This window comes from Paraburkholderia haematera (genome assembly GCF_905220975.1).
In the GTDB taxonomy this organism is placed as follows: Bacteria; Pseudomonadota; Gammaproteobacteria; order Burkholderiales; family Burkholderiaceae; genus Paraburkholderia; species Paraburkholderia haematera.
The window spans coordinates 45,970-61,339 of sequence record NZ_CAJNBK010000008.1 but is presented as its reverse complement, the minus strand read 5'-3'; the positions used below and the strand labels follow the sequence as shown (position 1 = coordinate 61,339).

The window sequence follows — 15,370 nt, the reverse complement described above, 5'->3', positions numbered from 1 at the left end:
GCCGTTTCCCTCGCTACTCCATTGTTATTCATTCGCTGCTTTGCCCGATGCCGACCAGGAACCTCCGCGCCAACGCGTCTTCTCTCTCCTCCGATACCGCACTCGCCGCGCCTCGCACACGGCGTCGCGTGAGCGTACAGGCCGGCGCGCGCGTCGAACTTCCGGATCTGACGGCTAGCGTCTCTTTCGACTCGCACGAGCCGATCGGCAAACAGATTTTCCGCGCGCTGCGCGAGGCGATTTTCGCCGGTCAGATGGTGCCGGGCACGCCGCTCTCGGAGAAGGAAGTGTCCGACATGTTTCAGGTGTCGCGGCAGCCGGTCCGTGAGGCGTTCATCAAGTTGGTCGAAGCGGGCGTGCTTCAGGTATTGCCGCAGCGTGGCACTTTTGTGAAGCGCATTTCGCCGCGCCAGGTGCGGGAAGGGCGCTTCATTCGCGAAGCGATCGAGACGGCGGTGGTGCGCAAGGCCGCCGTGTCGATCTCCGACGAGCAATTGCAAGCACTCGCCGACAACCTTCGCGACCAGAAGCTCGCGGCGAAATCGAACGACACCGCTGCTTTCCTCGCGCTCGACGAGGCGTTCCATTACGCGATTGCGCAGGCGATCGATTGCACGGCGGCGTGGGAAACGATTCAGGACATCAAGGCGCAGATGGATAGGGTGCGCTATCTGAGCCTGCCTGACGTCTCGCCGCTCGATCTGCTGATCAGGCAGCATGCGAAGATTCTGGCCGGCCTTCGCGCGCATGACCCGAGCGCCGCTGAAGAGGCGATGCGCAACCACCTGCGCGAGATTCTGGTGTCGCTCGGTCCCATTGCCGAGCGCAATCCAGCGTGGTTCGATGCGGACGAGCCGGAGCGCGTGCCGCTTTCGACGTAAGCCGATAACCGCTTGCTTACAGACAGTAAGGGGTGTGGACTCACACTACGCCCGCCAGCCCATCTCATACGCGCATCCCCCGCGGAATTGTGTTCCGCGGCGTCTCCAGCCTCTCAATCCTCCTACGAATAAACCGCTCGAAACGCGAGGCAACTTCCCCTCGTTCGACGCTTCATCGAGCGCCGAAGCAATCGTTTGCGCCGATCTTGAGGTAACTCTTTTTGAATTTCGCAGGCGTGTTTCCGGCCTATCAACTTTCCCGTTGGCTTGCCGAAAACACCGCTATAGCAACGGGATTGACTGGAGACAGGTGTGAAGCGACAGGTGTGGTTTTTCGTAGCCGTTCTCGCGCTGGCCGGATGCGCACAGATGCCTGCCCAGAACGCCGCGCGCACGGACAAGGCGCCCAACGAAGTCATCAGCTTCGAGATTCCGCCGGACGCGCTCGGCGCGCACGACCCGCAACTCACCGCCGTGCTCGCCAGGGCAGGCGCATTGGCTGCCGCGCAGCAGCAGTCCACGGTCGTGCTGGTCACCGCGCTGGGGCAGGATTTCGCGTACGTGAACCAGGCGGTATGGAAGGGCGTACCGGCGCAACGCATGTCGAAGGTGAGCTTCGAAAATCGAACCGCCGGCCTCGGTCAGCCCTATAGCGTGTCGATCAGGACGGTGCAATGAAGGAGGCCATCGCGATGCTTCGAATCAGCTCACGGATCACCTTACGGATCACCTTGTTGACCACCTTATTGACGGTGGCCGCGCCGGCCTTTGCGGGCCAGCCGGGAACGGATCTGCAATCGGCCAGTGCACTTACTGCGGCGCTCCCGGCCGCGGCGGACAAGGTTTATCCACCGTTGCCATCGCTCGCGATGCTGCCGCCGCCGAGCGGCGCGGACGATGACTTGCCGGTGAGGCCGGCAACGCATCGAAAGAAGTCGCGTGTGCCGATCCAGATGCAGGAGCGCAGAGGGCCGCCAATGCCGCCCGTCCGACTCGTCGTGTCCGATGCTTCGCATGCGTACCTCGACTCCGTGCAAAGGCAGATCGATCAGGCTCTGGTCAAATAATTTTTATCGCGATTTATCGTGATCAAGCGGAAGGATGAATCGTGTCCTTGAAAATCTTCTGTTTTGCGCTGGCGTGGTTGTCAATATCCGCTGTGGCCCACGCGGAGGACGATTGCTTCAATCAGGCCGCCGCGTACCAGGGCGTCAATCCCTGGGTATTGCGCGCCGTCGCATGGTACGAATCGAAGGGGGACCCAACCGCGATACATCAGAACGCGAACGGTTCGATCGACGTCGGCCAGTTGCAGATCAATTCGATTCATTTCGGGGACCTCGCGCGAGAGGGCGTGCCGCATCGGGCGTTGACCGATCCGTGCGTGAACGTCTATGTGGCCGCCTGGCTGCTGAAGCAGAAGATGGTCAAACACGGCAACACCTGGCGCGCGATCGGCGCATACCACTCGGAATCGCCGAAGCAGCGCGACGCCTATGCAAGAAGCATCCAGCAAGTGCTGGCCGCATGGGGACAGTTTCCGCCCGCCCCACCGCCGCTGGTGGCTAGCCGCTAGTCACGAAAACGCAGCGTCGAGTGGTTATCATGAGGCCTCGGACGGCCTCGATTTCACACGCGATACAGCGCTTCCATGCTGCATTGCGCGGCGAAAGCAGGGCCTTGCTGCACTTGCGGGGGCCTTTGTTGATCAGATCTCATACGCGTAAAGCGGCAGTGTTGGTGGCGCTTGCCGGTATCGGCCTTGCCGCCGGCGCGCCTTTCGTTCTCAATTCGCACACGGCGTTCGCCGGGTTGCGTCATGTCTCCCTCTACGTGTTCGCCGCGCTTGCTGTGAGCGCCGCAATCAGCGCGATGGCGAAGACCGGCAAGCTGCATCTCATGCAGGCCGCGCTCGGATTCGAGGTGAGTTTTCTGCGCACTTTCGCCATCACGCTGGCGACCGATTTTGCATTTCTGGCTTCGCCGCTAGGTGCGGCGGGCTATGGCGTGAACATCGGCCTGCTTCAGCGCGCCGGGGCATCCTGGTCGCTCGCGACGACGGTCGTCGGTGCGGATCAGGCGCTCGATCTCGCGTTCTTCGCGACCGCCGTGCCGGTCTCCCTGCTGTTCGCTTTTGGGCCGCTGACGCAATTGCTGCCGCACGCGAGCGCACCGCTCGTGTTCGCTGTACTCGCAGGCGGTGGGTGTCTGGCCGGTGTCTTCTGGTTGACCCGTCAGCGTGTGGCGGCAGCGCTGGACGCCACGGGCCGGCGTGTCCGTTGGCTGAACGAGCGCCGGGCGAGGTTGTCGCGCTTTTGCCGGAGCGTCGGCCGGCAATGGCGGGAACTGATTGGCGGCCGGAAATGGCGGCTTGCCGCGCTGCTGCTGCTGACCACGTTGCAGTGGCTGCTTCGCTATGGCGCGCTTTGGTATATTTTGCTCGAACTCGGATACCGTCTGCCCTTGGGTTTCGTTCTGGCCGTGCAGGCGGTCGCCTTGCATGCCGCGTTGTGGACCGGGGTACCCGCGGGAGGGGGCACGGGCGACATCGCGCTCGCTGCCGCGTTCGCGAGCTGGGTGCCCCGGGCGAGCATCGCGACCGCACTGGTGTTGTGGCGCTTTGCGACGCTCTACTGTCCATTGATGCTCGGCGCGGCGGGTTTTGTCGCGCTTGCAATGAGGGGGCGCAGCGCATTGCCGGCAGCGGAATGAGCAGTCGGCTGCGAAGCGGGCACGAGCGGCTGGCTCGGCTCCGTGAACGCTTCAGCGTGGACTATCGGGCACTTTGCGCATGCGTGCCGCGAAACTCGCGCGTGGGCCGTGATCGATGCGTAAGCAAAGCAATTGAAAGGTCTGTGAAATCAGCGCAAGCGGATAAACAGCCTTGAAGAGGTCCGCGATCATGCGCCATTCCGCGCGCAAGCCTTTCCAATAGCCGAGCTTCTCGGTTTTGCGCGCCTGCGTGACGCGCGGCCAGTGAGTGACGGCGATAGGCAGGCGGCGCTCGATGATGCGGCGGTTCATGAACACTTCCACCCCGAAGCGCGGCATGCCGTGAACCTCCTGCAGGACTTCGCTTAGCAGCGCTTTTCTAACCACCCGTTCGCCGGAGACGAAATCGAGGCCGATGGCGCGAAACACCGTCAGGCTGTTCTGGCGCAGGCTCAGGCTGACTTGCGCCTTGCCTTGCAAAACGGGAACGGCGAGCGCGCTGATGCACTCGGCGGTCAAGCCCTTCAGGTCGGCATCGAGCAGCATGAGCCATTCGCCCGTTGCCGCGGCGATGCCGGTCGCCATAGCGGCGCTTTTGCCACGGTTTTCCGCGCATCGAATCAGCCGCACGGATGCGAAGCTTTCGACTATTTCAGCGGTGCCGTCGGTCGAACCGTCGTCCACCACGATGATCTCGCCAAGCAATGGGTGGGCGCAGGCCACCGCGAGCACCGTGCCGATGCGCGGCGCTTCGTTATACGCGCAGATGACGCAAGACATGCGCGGAGAATGAGGGTTTGGAGCACGAGGTGTCATAGAAAGGAATGGTGTGAACAGTCTATGGTGCGGTGCAGCACAATGCTTACTTTTCAGCTATAGTCAAGAAACGGCACATGTCCAGAGAGGTGCAGAATGTATGACGCCGAAATCGCCGCCACGCTCCTGAATCGCTGGGCCACACGTTCATCAACCGCTGACTTCGACGTCTATCTCGACTTGCTGCGTGAAGGCAACCTCAGTTTCACCTATCAATGCGGTCACGTGCGCGAAGCCGGCCTTGAAGAAGGGAGCGCGCTCAGTATCGAAACCCTCGTTTTCGATGATGGCTCGCGCACCCTGCGCGTCGAAGCGCCTGACCGGACACCTCGCTGGACGCGTTGGGCCGCGGTGGAGCCGCTGCTGCCCGCCACCACCGAGGCCTGAACACATCATCACACGATCCGCACGCCGGCGCGGTACGTTGCGCGCGGCACCGGCAGTGTCTCGAGCATCGTGACGCGCACGAAGTCCGCTCGCAAACCCGCTTCGATCGCCCCGCGGTCATGCAAGCCCGCCGTGCGGGCCGGTTCGGCTGAGACTGTCGCCATGGCGCGCGGCAGAGTCCAGCCGGCCTTGCTGACGAGTTCGAACACGGCCGTCATCAAGCTGGAAGGCACGTAGTCTGACGACAGGATGTCGAGCAAGTTCGCCTTCGCCAGTTCGAGCGCCGACACGTTGCCCGAATGCGAGCCGCCGCGCACGATATTCGGCGCCCCCATGATGGTCGAAATACCGTGCTCGCGCGCCGCTTCGGCGGCGATGCGGGTGGTCGGAAATTCCGCTAGCACAATGCCTTCGGCTTTGGCCTGTTCGACGTGCTCGATCAGCGTGTCGTCATGGCTTGCCACCGGAATGCCGAGCCGCTTGCAACGCGTCACGATCTCGTGGCGGTGCGCGTCGGCGTAACGTTCCTGTTCGGCATTCAGTTCGACCAGCGCGGTCGCCACGTGTTCGTCAGTCAGCTTGCCGTTGCGCTCCTGGAAGCGGCGCCATTGTTCGCGATCGTGCCATTGACGCTGGCCCGGCGTGTGATCCATCACCGAGGCAAGCCGCAGCAAAGGATGGTCGCACAACGAATCGAACACTTCGACCACGTCGGCGGTGGCGATTTCGCAGCGCAGATGCAGAAAGTGTTCGGCGCGCAGCAGCTTGCGCTCGGCGAAGCGCATGAGGGATTCGGCGCATTGCGTTTGCAGATCCCGGCCGCGCAGCCCGACGTTCGTGCGTGAACCGATCGCGAGGGCATCGAACACCGTGGTGATGCCGGCCGCCGCCACCTGGGCGTCGTGGATCACGAAGGCGGCATCGGTATTCCATAGCACGCCCGGACGCGGTGCCAGATGCTTCTCGAGGTTGTCCGTGTGCAGTTCGATCAGACCCGGCAACAGATAATCGCCGTCCCAATCTTCCGCTTCGCGCGCCGAGGTCGTGCCGCGCTCGACATCGCGAATTACGCCGTCTTCGATGCGTATCACACCGGTAAATACTTCGTCTCGCGTCACGATGCGAGCGTTCCTGATCAACATCGACTTGCTCCGTAGTCTGTCCTGGGTGGCGCACCGCAGTGCTTTGACCTGGTGCTTCAACCCAGTGGTTCAGCAGTTCAGTTTAGTGCCGTTTCGTGTCAATTAGTGACGTAACGGCGGACGTAACGGCGGACGTAACGGCGGCTGGAGTTCGAGGCGGCGCGTGGCCACCTTGTTGCGGGTATCTTCGTCGTGAAAGATGCCGACGATCGCAGCGCCTCGCTCGCGTGCTTCGACGATCAGATCGGCGACCACGTCGCGATTTTCGGCGTCGAGCGAGGCCGTGGGTTCATCGAGCAGCAGTACCGGATGCTCCGCGATCAAGCCGCGAGCAATGTTCACGCGCTGCTGTTCGCCGCCGGAGAAGGTGGCGGGCGCGAGCGACCACAGCCGCTCAGGCACGTTCAACCTCGCCAGCAGGACTGAAGCACGCGCAAGGGCTTCGTCTTCCGCCACGCCGCGCGATAGCAGCGGTTCGGCGACGAGCGTCAGCGTCGGCACGCGCGGAATCACGCGCAGAAACTGGCTGACGTAGCCGACCACGCCGCGGCGCAGGCGCAGCACGTCGTGCGGTTCGGCACCCGTGATCGACACCGGCGGCCCGTCATCCGACGCCGCGTCGCGAATCGCAATGGAGCCCGTACTGGCCAGGTAATTACCGTACAAACAGCGCAGCAGCGTACTCTTGCCGGCGCCTGAAGGCCCGATCAGTACGACACACTCGCCACGCTCGACATCGAGCGACACGCCCGCGAGTGCCTCGATCTGCACGCCGCCCTGGCCGTGTAGCGTGAAGGTCTTGCCGATGCCGGCCGCGCGCAGCATCAGTGCATTGTTCTCGCTGAACGCGCGTTCAGCGGTGTGTGATTCCTTGCTTGTTTCAATGGATCGCATTGTGAGCCTCAAACCGGCAGAACCGAGGAAACCAGCGTTTGCGTGTACGGGTGCTGCGGATCGTCGAGCACCTGATCCGTCAGACCGGACTCGACCACTTCGCCGCCTTGCATGACCATCAGGCGATGCGCAAGCAGGCGCGCCACGCCGATATCGTGGGTCACGATCAGCACCGACAGGTGCAGCGTGGACGTCAGCGTGCGCAGCAAATCGAGCAGGCGCGCCTGTACCGATACGTCGAGACCGGCCGTCGGCTCGTCCATGAAGACGAGGCGCGGACCGGTGACGAGGTTGCGCGCGATCTGCAAACGCTGCTGCATGCCGCCGGAAAACGCCGCTGGAAATTCGTCGATGCGTGTGGCGTCGAGTTCCACCCGCTCCATCCATTGCGTTGCCGTGTGGCGAATATCGCCATAGTGGCGAGCGCCCACGGCCATCAACGGCTCGCCGATATTCGCACCGGCGGAGACACCGCTGCGCAGGCCGTCGCGCGGATTCTGCTGCACGAAGCCCCATTCGGTGCGCATCAACAGGCGCCGGCGCGGTTCGGATAAAGCGAGCAGATCGAGCTGTTCGCCATGTGTGGCCGTGTAATGAAGCGAGCCGCTATCGGCTTCGGTTTTCAGGGCGAGTGCATTCAGTAGCGTGGTCTTGCCCGAGCCGGATTCGCCGACGATGCACAGCACCTCGCCCGCATACAGATCGAAGCTGACGTTCCTGCAGCCGTTGCGGCCGCCAAATTGTTTGGTAAGCGAACGGGCGCTCAGCAGCGGCGTCATGCGGTTTCTCCTTTGCGCGCTTCGTATGACGGCAGTTCGAGGTCCTGATCGCCGCGGCGTTCATGGCAGTAGTCGCTATCCGAGCAAACGAACATGCGCTTGCCCGCGTCGTCGACGATCATTTCGTCGAGGAAGCTTTCTGTCGATCCGCACAACGCACACGCGTGCTGCCACTTCTGCACTTCGAACGGATGATCGTCGAAGTCGAGACTGCGCACGGCGGTGTACGGGGGGATGGCATAAATGCGCCGCTCGCGGCCGGCGCCGAACAATTGCAGCGCGGGGTTCATGTGCATTTTCGGGTTGTCGAACTTCGGAATCGGCGAGGGCGAGCTCAGATAGCGGTGATTGACCATCACCGGGTAGTCGTACGTGGTGGCGATGCTGCCGTGATGGACGATGTCCTCGTACAGCTTCACGCTGATCAGCCCGTAATCGGCCAGTGCGTGCAGCTTCTTGCATTCGGTAGCGCGCGGTTCCAGCTTGTATAGCGGTTCGGGCATCGGCACCTGATAGACCAGAATCTGCTTGTCGGTGAGCGGCGCCTCCGGAATCCGGTGACGTGTCTGGATAATCGTCGCTTCGGTCGTGCGGCGCGTGGTCGCCACGCCCGTGGTGCGCGCGAAGAAACGGCGGATATTGACCGCGTTGGTGGTTTCGTCGGAGCCCTGATCGATGACCTTCAGCGTATCGTTCCTGCCGATGATCGCCGAGGTCACCTGAATGCCGCCGGTGCCCCAACCGTATGGCAACGGCATTTCCCGCGAACCGAACGGCACCTGATAGCCCGGCACGGCGACCGCCTTGAGCAACGCGCGGCGCAGCATGCGCTTGGTCTGTTCGTCGAGGTAGGCGAAGTTGTAGCCGTCCGCCGCGCTGTCGTACGAAGCGGTGGTGAGGGAGGTGTCTGGCGCGTTCATGCGGCTTGCTCCTGCTGATCCTGATCCTTGCCTTGATCGTTGCCCGGCTCGTTGCGTTGATCGTTATCCTCTGCGCTGTGTTGCGCCCGCAGGCGTCTGACGAGTTCGAGTTCGGACTGGAAGTCGACGTAGTGAGGCAATTTCAGATGCTGAACGAATCCGGACGCTTCGACGTTATCGCTATGCGAGAGCATGAACTCGATATCCTGCGTCGGCGAGGCGAGCGTTTCACCGAGTTCCTCGGCGCGCAATGCGCGATCCACCAGCGCCATCGCCATTGCCTTGCGTTCCGAGTGTCCGAACGCGAGGCCATAGCCTTGCGTGAACGTAGGCGGCACGTCGCCGCTGCCGGCGAACTGGTTGATCATCTGGCATTCGGTGATATCGATATCGCCGATTTCGACTGTCTCACCCAACTCGTCGAGTTCCATTTCGACGGCGACCGTGCCGAAGCGGATTTCGCCGGCAAACGGATGCGAATGCGCATAGCCGCGTTGCGTGGCGTAACCCATGGCGAGCAGAAAGCCTTCGTCGCCGCGCGCCAGATTCTGCAAACGCGTGGCGCGGCTCGCGGGAAAGGCGAGCGGCTCGCGCGAGAGGTCGCCGGGTTCGGGCGCTTGCGGCGTGGGGCGTTCCTGCTCGATCAGGCCTTCCTTGTCGAGCAGCGTGACCACGCGTGGCATGGCCTCTGGTGCGGACTGAGCGGCTTGACTGGAAGAAGGAGGCGCGAGCGCATCGGTTGAGGCGTCGCCTTCGGCGAGCAAGGCGAAATCCAGCAGACGCTGCGTGTAATCGTAAGTCGCGCCGAGTACCTGACCGCCGGGCACGTCCTTGAACGTCGCCGAAATGCGACGCTCGACTTGCATGGCTTCCGTGTCGATCGCCTGCGTATAACCGAAACGCGGCAACGTGGTGCGATACGCGCGCAACAGAAAGATCGCTTCGACCAGATCGCCCGCGGCCTGTTTGATCGCGAGCGCGGCGAGTTCTTCGTCGTAGACCGAGCCTTCGGTCATCACGCGCGCAACGGCCAGGCGCAATTGCTCGCGAATCTGCGCAACGCTGAGTTCGGCCAGCCGCGTATCGCCGCGGCGCGCCTTGTCGAGCAGGCGCCAGGACGCTTCGATCGCGCGTTCTCCACCCTTGACGGCAACGTACATCAGTTCACCTTCGCTTGAGTTGTGCGCGGCAAGCCGATCAACGCGCTGCCGCAGACGAGATAACAATCGATGCCACACGGAAAGAGCGGCGCAAGGGCGGCGCGTTCGCGCCAGAAGTGTTCAGGCAGGCCGACTGGCGAAATTGTCTCGGTGTGCTGAATACCGGGGCCGCTCAGCGCGACCGGCGTGCCGCCCGTCAGCGCTTCGACGCGAATCAGCAGCGTCACCGATTGCTCGGGCGATTCCGCCGCGCCAAGTGCAAAGCTTTCCAGCGAAGGCATCGCGCCTGCATCGTGGATATAGGCGAAGGCGGCAAGTCCCGGTTCGTCGACGAGCGGCGCGCCGGTATGAAAACGCAGTGCCGACGCCAGCGCCGGATCGGCTTGTGCGAGCCAGACAGGTGTGGCGTAGTCGCACAGCGTCAGCAACGCGGCGAATGCGGCGAGCGCGGCGTGAGTTTCCCGTACCTCGGGCAAACCGTTTTCGACGACGCCTACCGTGCCGGGACGCGACAGCGTGTCGAGCAACGTACGGAATACCGCCTGGGTGTCGTGGACCGGGTCTGCGAAACCGGGCGTTAATGTGCTTAATGAGGTGGCCAACGAGGTGGCCAAAGAGGTGGCCAATGAGGTGGCCACCGAAGCAGGCAATGCAATCTGGGAGTTTTCCATCAGTCGCCTCTGACCATGGTGAAGAATTCGACGCGTGTCGCCGCCACGTCCTGCCGGCGCTCCGCACGTTCCGCGGCCTGCTGTGCGGCAAACGGCTCGATCAATTGCTGATGCAAGGCAGCGTGATGCGCAGGCATTTGCAGCAGCGCATCGGCCAGTGCCGCCAGTTCGGCGCGGCGGCGGTCGCGGCCCAGATGACATGCAACGCCAACGGCTGCCGGTGTGTCGCCCGTGGTGCGCAATCGCAACGTGGCGCGCGTGACGGTGGCTTCGCCGAGATTGAACGGGTCGCCGCTGCCGCCCACGCGGCCGCGCACCATGGCGAGGCCGATTTCGGGTGGCCGCAGCCAGTCGTAAGCCGGGGGCGGGACGCCTTGCAGCGCGCAATTCAGCGCGGCTTCGAGATCGGCGCGCGGCGTGCGGGCCAGCACGGCCATCCATGCGCGCCGCATGGCGGAGGAAGGCGAGGTGGAAGTGGCACTCATCGATATTCCTGTTGATCCAGCGAGTGGACATTTGACCATCTATTCATCTAAACGTCTAGACGTTTATGGGTATGCTTGTCGCGTGTTGTCACACATGGCCGTCATTTCACATTTCCATCACGGCTTGCGCACTACAATGCATGGCATAGCAAATATTTGAACCCAAGGGAATGACAGCACCATGACATCAAACGACAACGCAACGTCGGGCACGCTGCTCGAACGCGGTGCGGGCGTTGCCGTCTGGCGGCAGATCGAGCAGATTCTGGCGGCGGAGATCGCAGCAAGCGGCTTCGGCGAAGAAGGCCGTTTGCCGAGCGAGGGCGAACTGGCCAAACGTTTCGACGTGAACCGGCATACCGTGCGCCGTGCCATGCTCGGTCTGGCCGCATTGGGCCTCGTCAGCGTCGAGCAGGGGCGCGGCACGTTCGTGCAGCCCGGTGCGATCGACTACTCGATTGGCCGGCGCACGCGGTTTACAGAAAACTTGCGGCAGCAGAATCACGCTGCGGCGGGCACGATGTTGTCGGCTTCGCGCGTGAAGGCCGAGCCGAACGTCGCGAAGGCGCTCAGCCTGCGGGCAGGCGCGTCGGTTTACCGGATCGAGACGCTGCATGAATCGGACGGAGTGCCGCTCACGTTCGCGCGCAACTGGTATCCGGCCGCGCGTTTTGCGGACTTGCCGGAGGTGCTGGGGCGCACCGGCAGCATCACCAAATCGATGGCCGAGTATGGCGTGACCGACTATCTGCGCAAGTGGAGCCGTATCGGCAGCGTGTTGCCCGAGCCGGAAGTGGCGCGGCGTTTGAATATCAACCGTCAGCAGCCGGTGCTGTGGGTCGAAAACGTCGACGTCGATCTGGAAGGCACGCCGGTTAAATACGGGTTCACGCATTTTGCGGCGGACCGTGTGCAGTTGCTGGTGGAGCAGGACGTATGAGCGGCGCGGTTTGGGGCGCCGGGGCACGTTTCGCGGTGTATTACGCGCCGTCGCGCGAATCGGCATGGTGGCGTGCGGGTTCGGCGTGGCTCGGGCGCGATGCGGAAAGCGGCGAGCAATGTATGTCGCCTCAACCGGAGGACCTGGCGCGTCCGCTGGCCGACCTGACCGAAGCACCGCGTCGCTATGGTTGGCATGGCACGCTGGTTGCACCGTTTCGTCTTTCGCAAGGCGTGACCCAGCAAGATCTGCTGGTAGCAACGCGCGAATGGGCCGGCACGCAAACCCCATTTTCACTAGCTGTCGAAGCGGCGACGCTTGGCGATTTTGTGGCACTACGCCCTGCTGATTCGTACGGCGAGGCGAACATTCGTCACGTGGCGTCCAGTGCGCTGAAAACACTCGATGCACTGCGCGCCAAGCCGTCCGCCGCTGACCTCGCGCGCCGTCTTGCTGCGCCATTGAGCGAACGGCAGCGCGCATTGCTGGTCGAATGGGGTTATCCGTACGTCCTGGATGAATTCCGTTTTCACATGACGCTATCCAGTTCGCTTGCCGATGCCGACGAACGCGCGACGCTGGTTGCATGGTGGCAGGCGCAAACGCCCGCGCTTGGGGCCCTAGCTCTCGATCATGCGGCACTTTTTGTCGAACCCGCGCCCGGCGAGCCGTTCGTTCTTTGGCAGCGTGTGCCGTTTCAGAATCACGAGGTGAACTAACAATGGCAGGTCGTTTTATCTATGTAATGGGACCGTCCGGCGCGGGCAAGGATTCATTGCTGGGTTTTGCGCGCAGCCGCCTGATGGGCGAGCCGATTCTGTTTGCGCATCGCTACATCACGCGTCCAAGTGGCAACGGTGAAGCGCATGTCGCGTTGAGCATCGAGGAATTCGCGGCGCGTTCGGTACTCGGTCTGTTCGCGCTCGAATGGTCGAGCCACTCACTGCATTACGGCATCGGTATTGAACTCGATGCATGGCTTGCACGTGGATGCACGGTCGTTGTCAACGGATCGCGTCAGCATTTGCAGCACACGTTGGTCCGTTATCCGCACACGGAAGTCGTGCATGTGGACGCCGCTCCGCATATTCTCGAAGCACGGCTCGGCGCGCGGGCACGTGAGTCGGCGGAACAGGTTGCGGCCAGGCTCGCACGGCGGGCGCCGTTTTCGCTGCCTGATGGAGTTCGGTGCACGACGATCGATAACTCCGGGGCGCTGGAAGAAGCGGGGCACGCGTTGGTTGCCTTCTTGCAGGCGGAAGCCGACGTTCGATAAGCGCGAGTCAAGCACGCCTACTCAGCCGCCACCATCCGTTCCCTGGTCGCTTCCTGCAAACACGACACAAACTGCAGCACCGCGGGCGTGGGCAGCAAATCACGCCGCGAAATGATGCTGAGATCGTAGTTCGGCAGCGCTTCTTCAATCTGCGCAATGCGAATGCCAAGCGGCGCGACCATCTGCGCCAGTGGGCGCGTAAAGCAGCCGATCACGTCCGTTTGCGAGACCAGTCCGAGCGTCACCGCGAACGACGAGGGCGCCCGCACCAGCCGCTTCGGCACCGGCAAGCCGTGTGCGTTGAACATCGCCATCATCACGCTATGCGGAAAGTGATCCGCGCCCACCGTCACGATCCACTCCGCGTCGAGCAATTCGTGCAGACGTGTGACGTTCGCGAGCGGATGCCCGGCGCGCATCGCGACGACGAACTGGGTCGAGTAGAGCGGCGCCTGCACCAGATCGCTGTCGAGTGCCTGCACATGATGGATCGCCGCGATATCGAGCGCGCCGTTACGCAAACGCGCGACTGCGTCCGGAATCGTGACTTCTTCCAGATGCAGATTCACGAGCGGCATGGCGCGGCGAAACTTCGACACCGCGTGCGGCAGGGCGGTCAACGCGATCGACGGCATGGTGCCCACGCTCACCTTGCCGGCCAGTTCCCCCTTCACCTGTTCGACTGCTTCGACAGTGCGGCGCATATCGCCCAGCAACTGTTCCGCACGCGGCAACAGCGCAAGCCCGCATGCGGTCAACTCGATGCCGCGGACGCTGCGCACCATCAACTCGGCATTCAGTGCGCTCTCCAACTCGCGGATCGTATGGGTGACGGCCGGTTGCGTCACGCCAAGCTCGCGCGCGGCGGCGCGCAGACTGCGGTGATGGGCGGCGGCGACGAACGCTTGCAACTGCTGCAGCTTCATAAGGGTAATCCCGTATATAACGTTTGTTAATCGGGGTGAAAAAATCAGCATCTTATTCGAACAAAACGGCGTGGCTATAGTGCTTGCCTATTCGCCGCGTGATGCGGCGTGATTTCCCATGGAGCAATAGATGAGCGAAGCCGCGCGTTTTACTGAAGTGTCCGACCTGGTGCCTGCCGCCGAAAGCCTGCGCGAGATCCGCCATCACATCCATCACCACCCGGAACTGGCCTACGAAGAAGTGCGAACCGCGGCCCTGGTGGCGGAGAAACTCGAACAATGGGGCTGGCAGGTCACGCGTGGCGTCGGGCAAACCGGTGTGGTGGGCACGCTAAAGGTGGGCAACGGCACGCGCAGCATCGGCATTCGCGCCGACATGGACGCGCTGCCGATCATCGAACAAACCGGCCTGCCGTATGCGAGCGGCACCCACGGCAAGATGCACGCATGCGGCCACGACGGCCACACGACAATGCTGCTCGGCGCCGCGCAGCGCCTTGCCGCCACCCGCAATTTTTCGGGGACCGTGCATCTGTACTTTCAGCCCGCGGAAGAAAGCGGCATCGACAGCGGTGCGATGAAGATGATCAACGACGGCCTGTTCGAGCGCTTTCCGTGCGACGCCGTATTCGGTCTGCACAATCATCCGGGCGAGGAGCCGGGGGTGATGCTGTTCCGCAAGGGGCCGTTCATGTCGGCGGGCGACAAGGCGATCATCACGATCGAAGGCGTGGGCGGCCACGCGGCGCGTCCACATCTGACAGTCGATCCGGTGGTGGTGGCGGCGAGCATCGTGATGGCGTTGCAGACGATCGTTGCGCGTAACGTCGACCCGTCGCAGCCGGCGGTGGTGACGGTCGGCTCGATGCACGCGGGCACCGCGAACAACGTGATTTCAAGCAGTGCAAGGCTGGAACTGAGCGTGCGGTCGTTCAGCCCGGAAGTGCGTACGCTGCTCAAAAAGCGCATCACCGAACTCGCGGAAAGCCAGGCCGCGAGCTATGGCGGCAAGGCGGTGGTGGAGTACATCGAAGGCTATCCGGTAGTGATCAATTCGGATGCCGAAACGGATTTCGCGGTGCAAGTAGCGCGCGAACTGGTCGGTGAGGACAAGGTGGTCGAGCAGACCGACATCCTGATGGGTAGCGAGGATTTTGCCTTCATGCTGCAGAAACGGCCCGGCACGTTCCTGCGAATCGGTAACGGTGCGGGCGAAGACGGTTGCATGGTGCACAACCCCCATTACGACTTCAACGACCGCAATCTGCCGGTCGGCGCGGCATTCTGGACGCGGCTGGTGGAGCGGTATCTGGGGCAATGAGAGGGTGATGGGGCGCTTTGGGTGCTTGGGGCGCTACGCTGAGCGTGTGCGCCGCCTGTC

Annotated in this window: 19 protein-coding genes; 10 read left to right on the top strand and 9 right to left on the bottom strand. The window is 62.9% G+C overall.

Going from position 1 to position 15,370, the window contains the following annotated elements:
• Nucleotides 1-47: 47 nt before the first annotated feature.
• From KHO23_RS16395 to KHO23_RS16375, 5 genes are all read left to right on the top strand, one after another.
• Nucleotides 48-881, top strand: a complete 834-nt coding sequence (locus KHO23_RS16395; protein ID WP_211612275.1) for a GntR family transcriptional regulator — start codon at nucleotides 48-50, stop codon at nucleotides 879-881.
• Nucleotides 882-1,250: 369 nt separating this feature from the next.
• A complete protein-coding gene (locus tag KHO23_RS16390; RefSeq protein WP_236066889.1) occupies nucleotides 1,251-1,559 on the top strand; it encodes a hypothetical protein in 309 nt (102 codons plus the stop codon).
• Between the two features lie 14 nt (nucleotides 1,560-1,573).
• The gene (locus tag KHO23_RS16385; RefSeq protein ID WP_211612274.1) at nucleotides 1,574-1,948 is read left to right on the top strand and encodes a hypothetical protein; all 375 of its coding nucleotides are present in this window, start codon (nucleotides 1,574-1,576) and stop codon (nucleotides 1,946-1,948) included.
• Between the two features lie 47 nt (nucleotides 1,949-1,995).
• On the top strand, nucleotides 1,996-2,457 hold the full coding sequence (locus tag KHO23_RS16380; protein ID WP_407946059.1) for a lytic transglycosylase domain-containing protein: 462 nt from the start codon (nucleotides 1,996-1,998) through the stop codon (nucleotides 2,455-2,457).
• Nucleotides 2,458-2,585: 128 nt separating this feature from the next.
• Complete coding sequence (locus KHO23_RS16375) at nucleotides 2,586-3,593, top strand: lysylphosphatidylglycerol synthase transmembrane domain-containing protein (RefSeq protein WP_211612273.1); 1,008 nt, start codon at nucleotides 2,586-2,588, stop codon at nucleotides 3,591-3,593.
• A 51-nt stretch (nucleotides 3,594-3,644) separates the two neighbouring features.
• On the opposite strand, the gene KHO23_RS16370 is transcribed toward KHO23_RS16375, so the two are convergent.
• Entirely contained in the window at nucleotides 3,645-4,373 is a 729-nt protein-coding gene (locus tag KHO23_RS16370; protein WP_211612272.1) for a glycosyltransferase family 2 protein, read from the bottom strand.
• Between the two features lie 132 nt (nucleotides 4,374-4,505).
• On the opposite strand from KHO23_RS16370, the gene KHO23_RS16365 reads away from it, so the two are divergent.
• Nucleotides 4,506-4,796 carry a hypothetical protein gene (locus tag KHO23_RS16365; protein ID WP_211612271.1) on the top strand — a complete coding sequence of 97 codons (291 nt, stop codon included), beginning with the start codon at nucleotides 4,506-4,508 and terminating at the stop codon, nucleotides 4,794-4,796.
• An 8-nt stretch (nucleotides 4,797-4,804) separates the two neighbouring features.
• On the opposite strand, the gene KHO23_RS16360 is transcribed toward KHO23_RS16365, so the two are convergent.
• The 7 genes from KHO23_RS16360 to phnG all read right to left on the bottom strand — a co-directional run bounded on the left by KHO23_RS16360 (nucleotide 4,805) and on the right by phnG (nucleotide 10,847).
• Nucleotides 4,805-5,938 carry an alpha-D-ribose 1-methylphosphonate 5-triphosphate diphosphatase gene (locus tag KHO23_RS16360; protein ID WP_211612270.1) on the bottom strand — a complete coding sequence of 378 codons (1,134 nt, stop codon included), beginning with the start codon at nucleotides 5,936-5,938 and terminating at the stop codon, nucleotides 4,805-4,807.
• A 102-nt stretch (nucleotides 5,939-6,040) separates the two neighbouring features.
• The gene (gene phnL, locus KHO23_RS16355; protein ID WP_211612269.1) at nucleotides 6,041-6,832 is read right to left on the bottom strand and encodes a phosphonate C-P lyase system protein PhnL; all 792 of its coding nucleotides are present in this window, start codon (nucleotides 6,830-6,832) and stop codon (nucleotides 6,041-6,043) included.
• Nucleotides 6,833-6,840: 8 nt separating this feature from the next.
• Nucleotides 6,841-7,611, bottom strand: a complete 771-nt coding sequence (gene phnK, locus KHO23_RS16350; RefSeq protein WP_211612268.1) for a phosphonate C-P lyase system protein PhnK — start codon at nucleotides 7,609-7,611, stop codon at nucleotides 6,841-6,843.
• Nucleotides 7,608-8,531, bottom strand: a complete 924-nt coding sequence (locus KHO23_RS16345; RefSeq protein ID WP_211612267.1) for an alpha-D-ribose 1-methylphosphonate 5-phosphate C-P-lyase PhnJ — start codon at nucleotides 8,529-8,531, stop codon at nucleotides 7,608-7,610. Before KHO23_RS16345 ends, phnK begins: the two co-directional genes overlap by 4 nt.
• Nucleotides 8,528-9,691, bottom strand: a complete 1,164-nt coding sequence (locus KHO23_RS16340) for a carbon-phosphorus lyase complex subunit PhnI (protein WP_211612266.1) — start codon at nucleotides 9,689-9,691, stop codon at nucleotides 8,528-8,530. Before KHO23_RS16340 ends, KHO23_RS16345 begins: the two co-directional genes overlap by 4 nt.
• Nucleotides 9,691-10,362, bottom strand: coding sequence for a phosphonate C-P lyase system protein PhnH (gene phnH / locus KHO23_RS16335; RefSeq protein ID WP_211612265.1), 672 nt, complete (start codon nucleotides 10,360-10,362; stop codon nucleotides 9,691-9,693). Before phnH ends, KHO23_RS16340 begins: the two co-directional genes overlap by 1 nt.
• A complete protein-coding gene (phnG, locus tag KHO23_RS16330) occupies nucleotides 10,362-10,847 on the bottom strand; it encodes a phosphonate C-P lyase system protein PhnG (protein WP_211612264.1) in 486 nt (161 codons plus the stop codon). The genes phnH and phnG overlap by 1 nt, the downstream gene beginning before the upstream one ends.
• A gap of 181 nt (nucleotides 10,848-11,028) precedes the next feature.
• On the opposite strand from phnG, the gene phnF reads away from it, so the two are divergent.
• From phnF to phnN, 3 genes are read left to right on the top strand one after another with little or no spacing between them, the layout of a single operon-like run.
• Nucleotides 11,029-11,787 (top strand): phosphonate metabolism transcriptional regulator PhnF, encoded by a 759-nt coding sequence (gene phnF / locus KHO23_RS16325; protein ID WP_211612263.1) that lies wholly within the window; start codon nucleotides 11,029-11,031, stop codon nucleotides 11,785-11,787.
• On the top strand, nucleotides 11,784-12,506 hold the full coding sequence (locus KHO23_RS16320; RefSeq protein WP_211612262.1) for a DUF1045 domain-containing protein: 723 nt from the start codon (nucleotides 11,784-11,786) through the stop codon (nucleotides 12,504-12,506). The genes phnF and KHO23_RS16320 overlap by 4 nt, the downstream gene beginning before the upstream one ends.
• A 2-nt stretch (nucleotides 12,507-12,508) precedes the next feature.
• Nucleotides 12,509-13,063, top strand: coding sequence for a phosphonate metabolism protein/1,5-bisphosphokinase (PRPP-forming) PhnN (gene phnN / locus KHO23_RS16315; protein WP_211612261.1), 555 nt, complete (start codon nucleotides 12,509-12,511; stop codon nucleotides 13,061-13,063).
• Between the two features lie 17 nt (nucleotides 13,064-13,080).
• Here phnN and KHO23_RS16310 read toward each other — a convergent pair whose 3' ends face one another.
• Nucleotides 13,081-13,989 (bottom strand): LysR family transcriptional regulator, encoded by a 909-nt coding sequence (locus KHO23_RS16310; RefSeq protein ID WP_211612260.1) that lies wholly within the window; start codon nucleotides 13,987-13,989, stop codon nucleotides 13,081-13,083.
• A gap of 130 nt (nucleotides 13,990-14,119) precedes the next feature.
• On the opposite strand from KHO23_RS16310, the gene KHO23_RS16305 reads away from it, so the two are divergent.
• Nucleotides 14,120-15,310, top strand: a complete 1,191-nt coding sequence (locus tag KHO23_RS16305) for a M20 aminoacylase family protein (RefSeq protein ID WP_211612259.1) — start codon at nucleotides 14,120-14,122, stop codon at nucleotides 15,308-15,310.
• Nucleotides 15,311-15,370 lie beyond the last annotated feature (60 nt).

What these genes read in the sequence shown, in the direction of transcription:
- KHO23_RS16395 (WP_211612275.1), top strand. Translation starts at nt 48, where the DNA reads ATGCCGACCAGGAACCTCCGCGCCAACGCGTCTTCTCTCTCCTCCGAT.
- KHO23_RS16390 (WP_236066889.1), top strand. Translation starts at nt 1,251, where the DNA reads ATGCCTGCCCAGAACGCCGCGCGCACGGACAAGGCGCCCAACGAAGTC.
- KHO23_RS16385 (WP_211612274.1), top strand. Translation starts at nt 1,574, where the DNA reads ATGCTTCGAATCAGCTCACGGATCACCTTACGGATCACCTTGTTGACC.
- KHO23_RS16370 (WP_211612272.1), bottom strand. Translation starts at nt 4,373, where the DNA reads ATGTCTTGCGTCATCTGCGCGTATAACGAAGCGCCGCGCATCGGCACG.
- KHO23_RS16365 (WP_211612271.1), top strand. Translation starts at nt 4,506, where the DNA reads ATGTATGACGCCGAAATCGCCGCCACGCTCCTGAATCGCTGGGCCACA.
- KHO23_RS16360 (WP_211612270.1), bottom strand. Translation starts at nt 5,938, where the DNA reads ATGTTGATCAGGAACGCTCGCATCGTGACGCGAGACGAAGTATTTACC.
- phnL (WP_211612269.1), bottom strand. Translation starts at nt 6,832, where the DNA reads ATGCGATCCATTGAAACAAGCAAGGAATCACACACCGCTGAACGCGCG.
- phnK (WP_211612268.1), bottom strand. Translation starts at nt 7,611, where the DNA reads ATGACGCCGCTGCTGAGCGCCCGTTCGCTTACCAAACAATTTGGCGGC.
- KHO23_RS16345 (WP_211612267.1), bottom strand. Translation starts at nt 8,531, where the DNA reads ATGAACGCGCCAGACACCTCCCTCACCACCGCTTCGTACGACAGCGCG.
- KHO23_RS16340 (WP_211612266.1), bottom strand. Translation starts at nt 9,691, where the DNA reads ATGTACGTTGCCGTCAAGGGTGGAGAACGCGCGATCGAAGCGTCCTGG.
- phnH (WP_211612265.1), bottom strand. Translation starts at nt 10,362, where the DNA reads ATGGAAAACTCCCAGATTGCATTGCCTGCTTCGGTGGCCACCTCATTG.
- phnG (WP_211612264.1), bottom strand. Translation starts at nt 10,847, where the DNA reads ATGAGTGCCACTTCCACCTCGCCTTCCTCCGCCATGCGGCGCGCATGG.
- phnF (WP_211612263.1), top strand. Translation starts at nt 11,029, where the DNA reads ATGACATCAAACGACAACGCAACGTCGGGCACGCTGCTCGAACGCGGT.
- KHO23_RS16320 (WP_211612262.1), top strand. Translation starts at nt 11,784, where the DNA reads ATGAGCGGCGCGGTTTGGGGCGCCGGGGCACGTTTCGCGGTGTATTAC.
- phnN (WP_211612261.1), top strand. Translation starts at nt 12,509, where the DNA reads ATGGCAGGTCGTTTTATCTATGTAATGGGACCGTCCGGCGCGGGCAAG.
- KHO23_RS16310 (WP_211612260.1), bottom strand. Translation starts at nt 13,989, where the DNA reads ATGAAGCTGCAGCAGTTGCAAGCGTTCGTCGCCGCCGCCCATCACCGC.
- KHO23_RS16305 (WP_211612259.1), top strand. Translation starts at nt 14,120, where the DNA reads ATGAGCGAAGCCGCGCGTTTTACTGAAGTGTCCGACCTGGTGCCTGCC.